This is a genomic window from Kitasatospora sp. NPDC097605, assembly GCF_040302725.1.
Classification (GTDB): Bacteria; Actinomycetota; Actinomycetes; order Streptomycetales; family Streptomycetaceae; genus Kitasatospora.
This window is the reverse complement of the sequence record NZ_JBEOSF010000018.1, coordinates 122,238-135,802: the sequence shown is the minus strand read 5'-3', so window position 1 is coordinate 135,802 and position 13,565 is coordinate 122,238. Positions and strand designations below refer to the sequence as shown.

18 protein-coding genes are annotated in these 13,565 nt (G+C 71.9%); all 18 read right to left on the bottom strand.

Annotated elements, in window-relative coordinates; genetic code table 11:
• Positions 1-5 precede the first annotated feature (5 nt).
• The gene (locus ABTX81_RS21665; protein WP_350548126.1) at positions 6-1,559 is read right to left on the bottom strand and encodes a DNA primase family protein; all 1,554 of its coding nucleotides are present in this window, start codon (positions 1,557-1,559) and stop codon (positions 6-8) included.
• The gene (locus tag ABTX81_RS21660; protein WP_350548124.1) at positions 1,541-2,458 is read right to left on the bottom strand and encodes a toprim domain-containing protein; all 918 of its coding nucleotides are present in this window, start codon (positions 2,456-2,458) and stop codon (positions 1,541-1,543) included. Before ABTX81_RS21660 ends, ABTX81_RS21665 begins: the two co-directional genes overlap by 19 nt.
• A gap of 13 nt (positions 2,459-2,471) precedes the next feature.
• On the bottom strand, positions 2,472-2,831 hold the full coding sequence (locus tag ABTX81_RS21655) for a hypothetical protein (RefSeq protein ID WP_350548122.1): 360 nt from the start codon (positions 2,829-2,831) through the stop codon (positions 2,472-2,474).
• 44 nt (positions 2,832-2,875) lie between these two features.
• Positions 2,876-3,055, bottom strand: coding sequence for a hypothetical protein (locus ABTX81_RS21650; protein WP_350548120.1), 180 nt, complete (start codon positions 3,053-3,055; stop codon positions 2,876-2,878).
• A complete protein-coding gene (locus tag ABTX81_RS21645; RefSeq protein ID WP_350548118.1) occupies positions 3,052-3,228 on the bottom strand; it encodes a hypothetical protein in 177 nt (58 codons plus the stop codon). Before ABTX81_RS21645 ends, ABTX81_RS21650 begins: the two co-directional genes overlap by 4 nt.
• Before the next feature lie 3 nt (positions 3,229-3,231).
• A complete protein-coding gene (locus ABTX81_RS21640) occupies positions 3,232-3,528 on the bottom strand; it encodes a hypothetical protein (RefSeq protein ID WP_350548116.1) in 297 nt (98 codons plus the stop codon).
• A gap of 83 nt (positions 3,529-3,611) precedes the next feature.
• Positions 3,612-4,361 (bottom strand): recombination directionality factor, encoded by a 750-nt coding sequence (locus ABTX81_RS21635; protein WP_350548114.1) that lies wholly within the window; start codon positions 4,359-4,361, stop codon positions 3,612-3,614.
• Positions 4,362-4,442: 81 nt separating this feature from the next.
• Entirely contained in the window at positions 4,443-5,240 is a 798-nt protein-coding gene (locus ABTX81_RS21630) for a hypothetical protein (RefSeq protein ID WP_350548112.1), read from the bottom strand.
• A 75-nt stretch (positions 5,241-5,315) separates the two neighbouring features.
• A complete protein-coding gene (locus tag ABTX81_RS21625) occupies positions 5,316-5,513 on the bottom strand; it encodes a hypothetical protein (RefSeq protein ID WP_350548110.1) in 198 nt (65 codons plus the stop codon).
• On the bottom strand, positions 5,510-6,064 hold the full coding sequence (locus ABTX81_RS21620; RefSeq protein ID WP_350548108.1) for a deoxynucleotide monophosphate kinase family protein: 555 nt from the start codon (positions 6,062-6,064) through the stop codon (positions 5,510-5,512). Before ABTX81_RS21620 ends, ABTX81_RS21625 begins: the two co-directional genes overlap by 4 nt.
• A 121-nt stretch (positions 6,065-6,185) precedes the next feature.
• Positions 6,186-6,884 carry a hypothetical protein gene (locus ABTX81_RS21615; protein WP_350548106.1) on the bottom strand — a complete coding sequence of 233 codons (699 nt, stop codon included), beginning with the start codon at positions 6,882-6,884 and terminating at the stop codon, positions 6,186-6,188.
• Positions 6,885-7,008: 124 nt separating this feature from the next.
• Positions 7,009-7,320: a hypothetical protein gene (locus tag ABTX81_RS21610; protein WP_350548104.1), complete on the bottom strand. Its 312-nt coding sequence runs from the start codon at positions 7,318-7,320 to the stop codon at positions 7,009-7,011.
• A gap of 5 nt (positions 7,321-7,325) precedes the next feature.
• A complete protein-coding gene (locus ABTX81_RS21605; protein ID WP_350548102.1) occupies positions 7,326-7,565 on the bottom strand; it encodes a hypothetical protein in 240 nt (79 codons plus the stop codon).
• Positions 7,565-9,409 (bottom strand): LysM peptidoglycan-binding domain-containing protein, encoded by a 1,845-nt coding sequence (locus ABTX81_RS21600; RefSeq protein WP_350548100.1) that lies wholly within the window; start codon positions 9,407-9,409, stop codon positions 7,565-7,567. The genes ABTX81_RS21605 and ABTX81_RS21600 overlap by 1 nt, the downstream gene beginning before the upstream one ends.
• 87 nt (positions 9,410-9,496) lie before the next feature.
• Positions 9,497-10,018 (bottom strand): hypothetical protein, encoded by a 522-nt coding sequence (locus ABTX81_RS21595; protein WP_350548098.1) that lies wholly within the window; start codon positions 10,016-10,018, stop codon positions 9,497-9,499.
• Positions 10,015-11,190: a hypothetical protein gene (locus ABTX81_RS21590; protein ID WP_350548096.1), complete on the bottom strand. Its 1,176-nt coding sequence runs from the start codon at positions 11,188-11,190 to the stop codon at positions 10,015-10,017. The genes ABTX81_RS21595 and ABTX81_RS21590 overlap by 4 nt, the downstream gene beginning before the upstream one ends.
• Positions 11,190-12,341 carry a hypothetical protein gene (locus tag ABTX81_RS21585; protein WP_350548094.1) on the bottom strand — a complete coding sequence of 384 codons (1,152 nt, stop codon included), beginning with the start codon at positions 12,339-12,341 and terminating at the stop codon, positions 11,190-11,192. The genes ABTX81_RS21590 and ABTX81_RS21585 overlap by 1 nt, the downstream gene beginning before the upstream one ends.
• A 14-nt stretch (positions 12,342-12,355) precedes the next feature.
• Entirely contained in the window at positions 12,356-13,564 is a 1,209-nt protein-coding gene (locus ABTX81_RS21580; protein ID WP_350548092.1) for a phage distal tail protein, read from the bottom strand.
• Position 13,565 lies beyond the last annotated feature (1 nt).

Sequence of the window (13,565 nt, the reverse complement as noted above, 5' to 3'; positions counted from 1 at the left end):
TCTTCCTAGTCGGTGGTGGTGTCGAAGACTCCCGGCCCGGCAGGCACCGGCTGGTGGGCGAAGCGCACACCGAGCAGCACCCGGCCCTTCGTCATGCGGTGCTGGCGGATGCCGCGCTCGTCCAGCGCGCTGATGAATCCGCGGCGGGTCCACGCCTTCTCGCCCTGGGCCTCGCACCAGTCGCGGTACGCGGTATACGCCTCCTGCGAGGGGACGTGGCTCTTTTCGCTGTCGACCTTCATCAGGACGTCCGTCAGAAACTCCGCCAGCGCGTCCGAGTTCTCCTTGAACGCGGTGGTCGCGGTCTTGATGCAGTCCGGCTCCTGGAGGCCGCCCGCGTACCACTCGACCGCGCCGGCCACCGCCCACGCGGCGATGCCCTCGGCCTCCTCGCGCAGCTCGGCGAAAATGCCGTGGTCCCGCTCCTCCGGCTTGAAGTACCGGTCGAACTTGATCAGCTTGACCCGCCTCCACAGGCCCTCGTCCTGCGAGCGGAACGCCGGGGTGTGGTTGGAGGCCAGCCACAGCAGGAAAGTGGGCTGGTAAGTGAAGAAGTTTTCCCGCATGAACCGCGCGGTCAACCGGTCCGAACCGGTGGCCCGCTTCAGAACCGACTCGCTCATGGGCTTGCCGGCCTCGCCTTCGGAGGCCATCACCATCCGGGCCCCGCGCAGCGCGGCCAGGTCAGCGGGGATCGAGCTGCCCCGGTCTTCGAAGGTCTCGAAGCGGGTGGTCTCGGACAGGTCGCCGAAGACGTGGCTCAAGCTGTCCAAGAACACCGACTTGCCGTTCGCCCCGGTGCCGATCAGCACCGCGAATGCCTGCTCCGCGGTGCTGCCGGTGATGCCGTACCCGCACAGCCGCCGGATGTAGTCGACCATCGCGGGCTCGTTGGGGAACACCTCCTTCAGGAAGCGCCGCCACCGCTTGGCCTTGGCCAGCGGGTTGTAGTTCCACGGCAGCGACTTGGTCAGCATGTCCGCAGGGTCGTGCGGCCGACGGACACCGGTCCGCAGGTCCACGGTCCCGTTGGCGAAGCTAAGCAGGTGCGGCTGGTGGTCGAAGTCGTCCACCGAGCAGTTCACCCCGCGCACCGAGGCCAGCTCGCGGATCAGGTCGTCAATGCGCCGGGCCATCGTGAACCCCTTCGACGCCTTGGCCAGGGGCAGGGCCGCGACCTGCTTCTCGTACTCCGCCTCCAGCGCGTCCCCGGCCAACTTCAGCGCCAGGGCCTCGCGGATGATCGCCTTCTCCCGCGCCAGCGTCTCCACCATCGCCGCCCCGAGGTCGTGGGCGGCCTGGCGCACCAGCACCTCGTCACGAACCCAGTGCGTCCCGCTCCAGACGTGGAAGCCGACACCCTCGGCGTACTTGATGCCGCCCTTCATGAACTGCACCAGCGCGTGGGCGTTGACGATGTCGCTCGCCCCGTACCGGGACGCCGCCTCGCGGTAGGCGGCCACCGCTTCGGCCGGCGGCAGCGTCAGCGACGGCCGGTCCGGCTGGTAGGGGGTGGTCAGGCTGTCGATGGCGTAGGCCGTCATCGGGTCTCTCTCCATACTGCGTAGTCCTTGAAGCCCCCAGGAAGCGTCAACTGGCGGGCGGGCACCTCCCGTTGGTGGAGGGCGGTGAGGATGGTGCGGGCGAAGGCTTGCCCGGCGCGGTCGTTGTCGCCGCAGACCCGGACGTCCTTGTCCTCCAGGCCGGCGGCCAGGGCGTCCAGGGGGGCCGGGTCCTTGTTGAGCAGCGCGGCCCCGCGCACGCCCACGGCGTTGTAGCCGTCGGCGACGATCGCCAGCGGGTCCGACAGGCCCTCGGCGACGATCCACGGCGCGGCCGGGTCGGGGCCGGGGAACACCCCGAACCGCTGCCACTCGAACCCGGTCGGGTTGGCGAGCGAGATCCACCGCACCGGGCAGCGCCCCGAGAGGTCCCGGCCCTGGGCGCCCCTGGCCACTCCCGCCCAGTCGGCCATCGGCACGACGAGGCGGGGATACCGGACGAACGGGCCGGGCACCCACTCGGGGCACGGCTGCGGGCCCGGCCACCAGCGCAGGCCCAGCCGGTCCTGCTCGGCGACCGGCAAGCCGAAACGTTTCTGCGCGTAGCCGACGGCCGGGGCGGCATCGTCACCGGCCGGCAGGGAGTCCAGCCACACCCGCAGGCCCGCCGTCAGGAACGGTGAGACCGGTTCCGGCCGGGCCTCGGCGACCGCGACCATGCCCTCGGCGTCCACGTTGAACAGGTGCCGGGGTGTCAGGTCCATCCCGGCGACGATGTCCTCGAAGGCGCACCCGGCGCGGCAGGCCAGGCCCACCATGCCGTTGGTCTTCAGGTTGAGCCACAGCGACGGCTTGCCGTCGTCGTGGGCCGGGCAGCGGGCGACCCATTCACCGGGCTGGTAGTCCCGCCACTCCTCCAGGCGGTCCAGGATCGCCGACATGCGCACGGCCCTCACCTCTCCTCTTCTGTTAGTAACCGGCCTCCCGCAGAGCGCGGACGATCGCGGCGTGTGTGCGGATGGACGTGACGGCGTACCCGTCCTCGGTCCTGGCGCGGGGGCGCTTCACGTACGCGACCCCGAACGGCATCCCGGCGTTCTTCGCCTCGGCCTCGGCCTGACGCACGTACGAGGCGAGGTCGTACGACTTCTCGGCCTTGCACTCCCCGGCGAACGGGCGCACCCCGAGGTCGCCGATGTCGGCCACGCCCTCCTGGACCTGACGACGAATGTTGTCTGGGTCCATGGGGTCCTTCCAGCGCACCGAGCGGTCGCCGTCCTTCCACGACTCCCGGTAGAGGCCGAGCTGTTCGTTCAGGTAGTCGGCCACCGCGGACTCCCACGCCGTCCCCTTGGCTTTCGAGCGGTTGGCCACTAGGCCATCACCACCGTCAGCGCCGCGCCCCGGAACACCGCGACCCCCGCGGCCTCCCAGCAGCGGGCGAAGTCCGGGCGCTGGCGGGCGTCGTGGAGGAAGAGGACCAGGTCCCCGGGCCCGGCGGCCCGAAGGTCGCCGAGCGGCGGGGCGGCCCCCGCCCCAACCAGGTAGGTCACGTCTCCTCCGGGGGCCGGGCCTCGCGGAAGTCCGCGACGTGGGCGGCGTCCGAGGCCCGCAGCAGGCGGCGCGGGGATACGCCGTCGGCGGCGAGCGCCCGTGCTCGGGCGTGCAGGAAGGCCCGCCGCTGCTCGGGAGGGACGAGCCACAGCGGGGTGGAGTAGTCGACCACCGCTCAGCCCCTCTCCGGCAGGTGGGCCCAGGAGGTCCGGCGGGCGATGTGTCGGCAGGCCCGCTCCGAGATGTTGAAGGCCCCCGCGAGCGCGGACAGGCTGGCGCCCAGGTCGGCCGCGCGGCGGATGGCGTAGACCTTGCGTTCGGTCAATTTGGCCTGGCTGTTGCGGGTGCCGGCCGACGGCGGTCGGGGCGGTTCGCGGAACGCCGAGCGCATGGTCTCCTGCGCGCGGTCGGTGGCGGCCAGCGGGTTGACGAGGCGGGCCGGGATCGGCTCGGCGGCGGTCGGGGTGTGCACGGGGTTCTCTCTCCAGGGAAACGGGAGCGGGACCGGCCTCCGAAGAAGCCGGTCCCGCTGGTGGTGCTGGGGTGGAGCGCCGGTTAGAACGGCGGCTCCTCCTCGACGGCCGAAGCCGGGGTGTCGGTGATCGCGGCCTCGTAGGACTTGATCACCTTGGCGGTGAGCTTCTGGTAGTCCACCTCGCGGCCCTTGCTCTCGTACTGCACCCGTTCGTTGATCAGGTTGACCAGGGCCGGGCCGCCGACCTTGGCCAGCGCGTTCTTCAGCGCGGGCAGCTCGCTGATCAGCGTCCAGCCCGACGTCTTGTAGCGGAAGACGCCCAGGCTCGGGTCGTGCGCCAGCCGGAAGCCGATGCGGATGTCCGGCTTCGGCCCCCGCTCGTCCTTCGCCCGCGCCCGCAGCTCGGCGATGGTGCGCGGGCAGCGGCACGGCACGCCCACGTCCTCCGGCGGCGACAGGAAGGCCCGGGTGTCGCAGTGGTGAGCCAGCTTGCCGTTCACCCAGTGCTTCATGTCGAACTGGATCGCCTCGGGGCCGTCGATGACGACCTCGACGCGGTCGGTGTCGGTGTCCACCGCGATGGCGTCCTCGGCCTCGGTGTCCAGCTCGTGCGGCGTGCCGCCCAGCAGCTCCGCCACCGCGTCCGCGATGGCCGGCACCGCGCTGGTGACCCGCCACTTGTGCAGGGCCCGGGGGAAGCCACCGGCCGGGTCGGGTTCGTAGGCCCGGAAGGTCCCGGCGACGTCCGGACGGGCGTTGGCTTCGGCGCGCTCCGCGCGCTCGGCCAGCTCCGGGTCGGAGTTGAAGATGTTGTCGAGTGCGTCGCTCAAGAGCGGTCCGTTCTTTCGGGTCGGTGGCCGCCGGTCGGTCGGCCCCGTGTTGTTCAGGTCGGGGTGGTTAACAAGCCCAGGTCAGGAGGCGCGGCGGGCGGTGCCGGTCTGGCGGCCGGTCTCGTTGGACCAGGCGACGCGGCCGATGATCCCGGCGTCCGAGGCCCGGTCGTCGGTGAAGCGGCGGCGCAGGGTCAGGAAGCGCTCGAACACCTCGCGGTCGATCTTCACCGGGCGGAACTCCGCCTTGTGCGGGGTGATGTGCAGCACCGCCCCGGCGTCCACCGTCGGGAACGGCTGGATCTTGCGGTCCACGGTGATCAGGTCGTCCGCGTGGGAGTAGGCCGCGAGCTGCGCGGCGACCGAGGTGTACACGCTCTTGCTGGTCTTGAGGTCGCCCAGGATGGTCTTGCCGTTGATGCGGACGAGGAAGTCGAAGCTGCCCGCGTACTCGTGCTCCCGCGACCAGGCGACGTCTTCCGCGTGCAGCAGATCGGGCTGGTAGCGGTCGAGCCACGCCTCGATGTGCGGCACGTACGGCTCGACGTCGTGGTGCGGGTACGGCACCTCCTCACCGCGCAGCCGCAGCTCGAAGAAGTCGTGGACCAAGCTGCCGACGTCGGCGCGGACCTTGGTGTACCTCTTCGCCGCGTACTTCAGGAAGTCCACGGCGGCCTGGCGGTCGCGGGCGGCGATGCGCTGGACCACCTCCAGGTCGGTGACGGCGGCCTCGGCCGCCATGCCGGCCGACCAGTCCTGAAGGAAGGGCTTGGCCTCCATCGACAAAATGCTGGTCACCGACGGGGCGAGGTCGCCGCTGACGGGGTGGACGTAGTAGCGGGAGCCCTTCTGGTGGATCGTGCGGACGCCTTCGGACATGGGCTCTCTTCTCTGTTTCGGGGCATGCAAAAGGCCCGCCCCCGGGTTCGGGACGGGCCACCGCGGAGTGCGGGGTCAGGCAGCAGTGAGCAGCGAGGGCAGGGTGTCCGAGTAGCCGGGCACCTCCGCCTCGACGCGGGCGTTCGCGGCCTGCTCGTCAGCCTCCCGCTCGTCCTCGGCCAGCAGGTCCGGGACGGGCGTGTAGACGAAGAGCACGTTCTCGATCGCGGCGGCGGTGCGGTCGATCGCGTCGAAGCGGTCGCGCAGGGTCATGCGGGGGCCTCCAGGGCTTCGCGGATTCGGGCGTGGAAGTCGGAGAGCGAGCCGGTGTTCGGGACCACGTGGTCGGCGTGCTCGGGGCCGAGCTGTTCGCTCGGGTGGCCGCCGTTCGGGGCTCCCCGGTCGATGAACCAGACCGTGAACCCGGCCGCGCTAAGGGCCTGCACCTCGTTGTCGAAGCGCACGTCCGTCACCACGACCGGTCGGCCGATCGTGGCGGCGGCGCGCAGACAGCTAGTGATCCAGAAGTCCAGGTCGACGTGGCGGCGGACGCCCTCGGTGCCGAGCCGCTGAAGGAACCGGCGGGCGGCGGGGAACCTGTCCTTGACCTCCTCCCAGCCGTAGCGGTCCACCGCCTCGGCCAGGTGCACCGGGGCCGGGGCGTTCACGCCCAGCAGCTCGGTGCCCACCACCGGGTCGATGTCGTACGCCATCTGCTTCAGCGGGTCGGCCAGCGCGAGCCGGGCGAACCCGTACTCGGCCAGCACCGAGGCCGCCGTGTCCTTGCCGGATCTCGCCCGGCCGATCAAGGCAACGTTCTTCATCCCGGCTCCTTCGTACGGTGGTCTTCTCCGTCTACGTTGAGCCAGCCCGGTTAACACCCGGCCGGAACGCGAAAAGGCCCCGCCTTCCCCGAGGTGGGGAAGGCGGGGCCTGGGGAGCGGGTCAGCTCAGGGACTCCTCCAGCGCGAGCAGCGCGGCCCGGGTCTCGGCGAGTTCCCGGCGGAGCTGGGCTTTCTCCTTCGCGTCCGCGCCGTCCAGCAGGGCGGGCGCCAGCGCGGTGGCAAGCCGGTGAAGCGCATGGACCACGTCCGGAGCGTCGGCCGGCGCGATGGTCGGCGCGTCGTCGGCCAGGAGTGTGCCGAGCCGCTGGAGGGACGTGCGGTGGTTGTAGCGTGCGATCCGGATCTCTCGCTGAGCCTGCGGAATGATCTTGTAGTGCTCGAAGATCTCGTCGGAGGAGGAGAAGCCCGGGAAGAGGCGTTCCCGCTCCTCGGGGCGGTCATCGAGCTGGCGGATGAAGGCGACGCGGACCGGAGAGAGAGCTTCGCGGATCGCCTGAGCCAGACTCTCCCGCTCTTTCGCTACCTTCTTCCGCTCGTCCATGGGGGCAAGCCGGGGAGGCGCGAACCCGAGGGCGTCCAGCAGGTCCGCCATCCACGTCCGTGCCAGCCCCCCGCTGCGGCGCAGGTCGGGCAGCCCCTTCGGAGTGGTGAACAGCAGCGTCGTCTGGAGCACGACCTCTGCGACCGGGCCACAGTCGCGCGTTTCCTTCGCTGCGGCGGCCAGCGGTAGGGCCTTGTCCATCAGCTCCTGAGCGCCAGGGACCTCCTGCCAGGCAGGGGTCGGCTTCTTCCGGGGCATGGGTTCCTCTCGACTCGACGGGACCGTTGTGCAACCAACGGCACCCGGTGTCCATTCCACCACGCCTGTCCCGGGAACGAGGAAAGGGCCCCGACCCGTCCGAGGACGAGCCGGGGCCCCGGGGTCACCGCTTGATCTTCATGCCGTCCTCGCCGACCTCGACGGGGGCCTGGTGCGGGCACGCGCAGCACTCGGCGAGCGCTTCCGCGCGGGCGGCTTCGGTGCGGGCTTCGTCGGTCGCGTGGGTGACGACACGCCTACCCGCGGAGTGGCCGGCGGCCATCGTGGCGGCGGTCAGCAGCAGACCCACCACGGCCTCGTTGGTCTCGATCCCGGCGAGCTTCGGCACGACGGTGCCGAGCACGGTCAGCAGCGCGACGACGGCCGCGCGGGTCTTCACCGGGTTGGCGGTGAGCCAGGTCTTCAGGTCTTCCATGGTGCTCAGCCCTTCAGGCGTATGACGAGGTCGGCCAGGGCAATGCCGCCCGCGAGGCCGGAGGCCACGACGCCGTAGCGCCAGACCTCCAGTTGGCGGACGCGGTCTTCGTGGTCCTTCAGCGTCTGGTCCACGGCGTCACTGCTCTGGGCCAGCGAGCGGACGTCCTCCCGCACGCCCACCAGTTGGTCGTAGATCTCCCTCGGGCCGATCACGACGCCCAGCGGCTCGTTCGTGTCGGGCATCAGTAGCCTCCTTCGTTCCAGGCGATCGACTCGAACGCGCCGTACTGCGCGTTCGCGTAGCGGACCCCGGCGATGATTGAGTCGACGGGGTTGAGGATGTCGCGGTGGCCGGGCAGCGAGTAGGCGTCGAAGGTCGGCCGGATGGTCTGGAGCAGGCCGTAAGTCCCGCCGTACAACGCCTCGTTGCTGTCCCAGTGGTTCTCGGCGAGGGGGTTGCCGCTGGACTCGACCATCGCGCGGTGCTCGATCGCGGCGGCAGACGGGACGAGGTCGCCGTTCGCGCGCAGGATGTCCCGGGCCTCTTCGATCCAGCCGGGCAGGTCGTTGGAGTAGCCGGTGCTCGGGGCGGCCGGCGCGTCCTTCTCGACCGCCGGGGCCGGGGCCGGGGCGGCCTGCTCGCTCGAGTTTTCCTGAGTGACCGTCAGCTCAGGGGCCTTCGGGGTGGCGGCCTTCGGAGCCGGGCGGGGGGCGGGTGCGGAGCCGTCGGGGATCAGGATGTCCTGGCCAGGGAAGATCAGGTCGGGGTTCGCCACGGTGGCGGCGTTGGCGGCGACCAGGGCCTCAAGGGTGACGCGGCGGCTGGCGGCGATGTCCCACAGGGTGTCGCCGGGCACGACGGTGTGGACCGGCGGCGCGGCGGCTCCGGCCGGGGCGGTCGGCAGGCTGACGACCTGCCCGACCTCGATGCGGTCCGGGTCGGTGATCTGCGGGTTCGCGTTGACCACGGAGTCCAGGCCGACGCCGTAGCGGGCGGCGATGGCGGACAGGGTGTCGCCCGCCGCGACCGTGTGGGTGGCCGCGCCCGGGGCCGGGGTGGGCAGCGGGTCCGGGCTCGGGACGGGCTCCGGGGTCTCGGCGGGCGCGGGCTCGACGGGGGCCGGGCTCGCGCTCGGCTCCGGTGCGGCGGTTGCCGGTGCGGCCGTCGGCGACGCGGCGGGGACGGTGATCTGCTGGCCCTCGGTGATCCGGTCCGGGTTGTCGATCTGGGGGTTCAGGGAGAGCAGCCCGGCAACCGTGGTGCCCAGCGCCACGGCGATGCCGCCCAGGGTCATGCCCCGGCGCACGGTGAACGTCCGGGTGGCCGGCGGCCGGGGCGCGGGGGCCTCGCCGAACTCGGCGAGCAGGCGGGCGAGCTGCTTCGGGCCGGGGATGCCGTCGGCGTCGGCGGTGTCGCCGAGCTTGAGCTGCCAGGCGCGGAACGACTCGGTGTCCGCGCTGCCCCACACCGGGCCGGGGCCCTCGGCGTAGCGGGAGCAGCCCGCCCGGACGAGGGCGCGGCCCATCACGGTGACGTGCTCACCCCGGGCACCGGGGCCGTACGCCTTGCCGTCGATGGTGACGGCCTGGCCGGTCGGGGTGCTGGTGCCGCCGGAGGTGTAGGCAGGGCGGCCGACGCCGAGCACGACGGAGCGGGGGCGCACCTTGCGGGCGACGTAGCCGCCGGAGCCCTGGCCCGCGCCGTTGCCGAGTGCGGTGTTGCCCTCGACGGTCTTCACGCTCTGGCCGGGGGCGGAGTCCTCCAGGACGATGCCGACATGGTCGGCGGTGGGGCCGCCGTCCCAGGTGAAGAAGATGATGTCGCCGCGTCGGAACTGTGCGTCGCGGCCGTGCCACTGGCCCTTGTTCCGGAAGAACTGGACGTGCGAGGGGCAGTAGGCGAAGCGGCCGACGGCCGCGGCTTCGCCGCCCTTGTCGGCGCACCAGGAGGCGAACATGTCGCAGAAGGGTTCGTGGTTGAAGCCCGGGGCGTACCACTTCCCGAACACGGTGTCGTAGTACTTGCCGCTCGGGCTCCGGCCGCCTCGGTAGTTCTGGTCGGCCCACGTCTGGGCCTCGGTGATCACTGCTTCGCGGGAGATGGGCGGTCCTTTCAACGAGGAAGCCCCGCCCGTGAGTTCGGGCGGGGCCGCTGCGCGGGGTGCAGCTGTGGGTCAGGCGTAGCCGGGCGGGATCGGCACGGGGGTCCAGGTGCCGGCCTCGGTCGCGCCGGGGGCTTGGTTGAACGGGAGGGCGAGGGCCACGCCGGGGTCGACGGTGCCGCCGCCCTCGACGTCGGTCTTGGTCTGGAGCAGGAGTCGCTGCCATTCGCCGGGCTGGCCTCCGCCTCGGGGCAGCACCCAGTCCAACCTGACCCAGCCGTTGTTGAGCGCGCCCCCGGTGTACTTCCACTCCGCGGTGACCGCGCGGGCCTTGTCGACGTCGAACAGGCGCAGCCACACGTTCGCTCCGGTGCGGGCGGCGACGCGGCAGTCCAGGCGGATGACGGGGTGGGCGATGCCGGCCGTCGGAATGGTGGCGGCGGCCCGCCACGTGGTGGCGACGTCCAGGCCCTGGCGGTAGGGGGTCATCGGCAGCACCGCGCCCAGGGCGGACGCGGTGCGCTCCATCGCGGACAGCCGGGTGCCGATGGTCTGGAACTCGTCGGCGAGGGTGGGGCGCCCGTAGACGGTCACGCGGCCATCACCAGCTCTCCCTTCACCCAGTCGTCCACGCGCTCGAAGATCGAGATGGGCACCAGGGAGAGGGTGGTCTCCTCGCCGCTGCTGGTGACCTTGGTGGCGATCTCCTGGATGACGTACTGGGCGTCGATGCCGGGCCAGTTCGCGGTGCGGGCACGCACGCGGATCTTGTGGCCGACGCGCAGCTCGGCGGCGGAGTACTCGCCGCCCGGGTGCAGGGTGACCTCGGGGACGACCACGGGGAACGCGCCGACGGCGGTCATGCGCTCGGCCTGCGCGGTGAGGGTGTCGACCCGCACCACGCTGTTGTTGGTCTCGACGGCGGCCAGGCGCGGGATGCGTCGGCCGTCCTCGGTCTCCAACTGGCCGTTGTACCACCAGGATTTGAGCTGCGACCAGCCTTCGCCCGCGCCGTTGACGCCGGTCTCGGTGCACATCCGGTCGCCGTCGGAAGTGACGGAGGTGACGGTGCAGTTCGTCCCGTGCTCCAGCACGATGCCGGTGTCCTGGCCTCCGGCCGGGTACAGGAAGCGGAAGCGGTTGCGGATCACGCGGGCGTCCACGTCCCAGTCGTGGTCAATGCGGAAGTCGAAGCCCTTGATCACCGCGCCGAGCTGTTCGACCGCCTCACCCACCGACTTCCACTCGTACCAGGGGTACGTGCGCTCGCGCGCCACGGACACCAGGTCGGGGTCGAAGGTGAGCGCGCCGGGCCCGTTGCTGCCCCAGTAGCCGGGCTGGCCGGGGGCGACCGGGGAGGGGGTGTCGGCGAACTGCTGGATCAGCTCGCGGGCGATGGTGGTCTGCTCGCGCGGCACGGTGCCGGTGGAGTACCCGAGGTTGATCATGTTGCGGCGGTAGTACTCCCACAGGCCCGTGCAGTCGAGTGTCATCTCCTCGGCGGCCAGGTCCACCGACCAGGTCAGCAGCGGGCCGCCCCACAGGACGCGGCTGCCGCGCTGGACGTGGGCGATGATCCGCCACGGGGAGATCAGCGACCAGTCGAGCCCGGCGAGGGGTTCGGCGGCCAGCGGCACGGTGAACGACGCAGCCCCGGGGGCGTTGAGGATCGAGCGGTAGGACAGGCCGGAGACGGGCAGCTCGGCCAGCAGCCGACCCCCCTTGAACTCCGAGAGGATCACGCGGTAGCCGTTGTCCTCGCTCATCAGGCCGCCACGGTGGTGACGGCCTCGGCGTAGGAGGTCCACGCGGCGACGAAGCGGATGTTGTTGTTCTGGGTGTTGTCCGGGGAGACGCTGGTGGAGACGTTGAGCGGGGTGCCGGCCGGGACCTTGATGGTGCCGTGGCCGCGCACGTCACGGGAGTCCCCGGCGCGGATGTACTGCGGGCGTCCGGCCCGGCGGCGCTCCCCGTGGCCGGTGACGAGCGGGGTGATCCAGCCTTCGCCGAACTCGCCCTTGTAGGACGCTTCGAAGCTGACGGTCACCAGGCGCGGGTACGGGGCGGCCGGGGCGGTGAACTGGTGCCAGCCCTCGTTGCCCCACGCGCCGTCGCCTGCCTGGTAGGAGGCGTCCAGGCGCACCGCGCCCGGCAGGACCGGGGCGGTGGTGTTCGGTCCGGTGACCTTGTGCAGCGCGGTGGTGACCGAGTCGTAGACCAGGCTGCCGGCCGGAGCCCCGGCGGCGGCCGTGGCAATGCCCTGGGCCCCGGCGGTGCGCAGGTGGCGCAGCGGGGTGGTGTCGAGCTGCCCGGCGACGACGAACCGCTGGTCCTCAATGCCGGTGATGCCGGTCTGGGCGATGGAGACGACGGCCAGGCGGATGCAGTTGGAGGGCACCGGCCAGTCCCGCGCGCCCGGGGTGGACTCGGCGAGCACGGCGATGGACCAGCCGCGCGCGCCCTCCTTGGTGACCTGCGTGCCGGTGGCCGCCGCAGCGGCGTACGGGGTGCCGTCGGTGGCGTAGGAGACGGACTGCATGTACTGGTCCGCGGTGGTGCGGATGTCCATCAGCAGGGGCCCGGCCGGGGCGGTGTCGGGGTCGGCGAACGCGACGACGAGGTCCTGACGCGCGGCTTCGCCCGCCTTCGGGGTGGAGCACTGGAGCTGAATGGAGGCGTCCAGGTTGGCGAAGTGGACGGCCCCCTTGTGGGACACGGCGACGTCGTCCGGCAGCCACACGGACCCGGCCGCCACCGAGACGCGGGGGGTGGGGTTGTCGACCTTCTCGACCAGGAGGGCGGTGGGCCCGGCGACGCCGACGTGGGCGCCCCGGGTTCCGCCGATCATCGTGCGCAGATCCAGCGCGTCGTAGCGGCCCTGCTGGACGAACAGCGGGGCGCGGAGTTCAACTGCCAAGAGAGAGGGGGTCCTTACATCCAGGCGGAGCGCCAAGAGACGTCCGCCGTGACCCCGTCGGGGCCTTCCAATACGTCGAGTTGCACGGTGCTGCCGCCGGGCGGCAGCGCGAACCAGGCCGAGCCCGGATCGACCTGCCCGAACCGGGACGCGCCGTTGAGGGTGATCCGGCGGCGGGCCATGTCGATCACCAGGGCGTCACCACGGCCGACCCGCAGGCCGCGGGTGCTGAAGCGCTTGCGGTCGCCACCGTGGACGAGGGTCAGCGACGGGTCGCGGATCTCGCCGGTGGCCGGGGTGAGCCGGATGACTGGCCAGGTGTCCACCGAGCCGGTGTTCGTGATGTCCGGGGTCGCGCGGCTGGCGGGCCCATCGCCCATGTCGAAGGGGAAGACGAGCGGGAAGATCGGCCGCCCGCCCCGGGGCACGGCCACCGCGACCTTCGCCCGCGCCTCGTCGGCGCTGTACAGGCGGGGGTCGGTGGCCAGCAGCTCGACGGTGACGCGGCGACGCCCGGCGTGGAAGTCGCGGTCGATGGTCACGGCGCGCTTGCGGACCCGGGCCATGATCCGGGACCGGCCGCCGGCCACCCCGGGGAACGCGAACTCGAACGGCCGCTCCGCACCGCCCTGCGCGAACGCGGCCAGCAGGTCCGGGAGTTCGTGGTCGTCCAGGGCGAGCATCGTCAGGGTGACGGTGCGGGCGCCCATGTAGTCGGTGCCCGGGGTGAGGCCGTCGCGCTGAAGCAGCTCGGTGTCCGAGCTGCGGACGTCCGGCCCGTCGAGCAGGCCGGCCACTTCCTCCAGGACGACGGAGGAGTCCTCACCGAGCAGCAGCCCGCCCCACCGCGCCGTCCAGGGCTGACCGGTGTAGGGGTTGCGGGCGCTGGGCTGGGGGCCCGCGTCCGGCATGGCCGGGGGCGGCAGGTCGGGCAGGGTGCGGAAGGTGACCGGCTCCGACCAGGCGTCCAGGCCCGGCCCGGTGGAGTGGTAGCGGACCCGGTACTCGGTGTCCGGTTCCAGCGGCGGGTCGTCGCCCAGCGGGCCGCCGGAGCCGACCAGCGCGGTGCCCGGCCAGTCGGGGTCTTCGGCGTCGTAATGCGCCTTGCCTGTAGAGGTGTTGGTGGTTTCGACGTCCGTCCACGCGCCCGTCGTCTTCGTGTAGAAGACGCGGGCGGTGTGGGCGGTGACGTCGCTGACGAAGGGCGGGGAGAGAGCCCCCAAG

Bases quoted from the DNA above. Each gene is read 5' to 3' on its own strand.
- ABTX81_RS21665 (WP_350548126.1), bottom strand. From the start codon at position 1,559: ATGGAGAGAGACCCGATGACGGCCTACGCCATCGACAGCCTGACCACC.
- ABTX81_RS21630 (WP_350548112.1), bottom strand. From the start codon at position 5,240: ATGTCCGAAGGCGTCCGCACGATCCACCAGAAGGGCTCCCGCTACTAC.
- ABTX81_RS21625 (WP_350548110.1), bottom strand. From the start codon at position 5,513: ATGACCCTGCGCGACCGCTTCGACGCGATCGACCGCACCGCCGCCGCG.
- ABTX81_RS21620 (WP_350548108.1), bottom strand. From the start codon at position 6,064: ATGAAGAACGTTGCCTTGATCGGCCGGGCGAGATCCGGCAAGGACACG.
- ABTX81_RS21615 (WP_350548106.1), bottom strand. From the start codon at position 6,884: ATGCCCCGGAAGAAGCCGACCCCTGCCTGGCAGGAGGTCCCTGGCGCT.
- ABTX81_RS21610 (WP_350548104.1), bottom strand. From the start codon at position 7,320: ATGGAAGACCTGAAGACCTGGCTCACCGCCAACCCGGTGAAGACCCGC.
- ABTX81_RS21605 (WP_350548102.1), bottom strand. From the start codon at position 7,565: ATGCCCGACACGAACGAGCCGCTGGGCGTCGTGATCGGCCCGAGGGAG.
- ABTX81_RS21590 (WP_350548096.1), bottom strand. From the start codon at position 11,190: ATGAGCGAGGACAACGGCTACCGCGTGATCCTCTCGGAGTTCAAGGGG.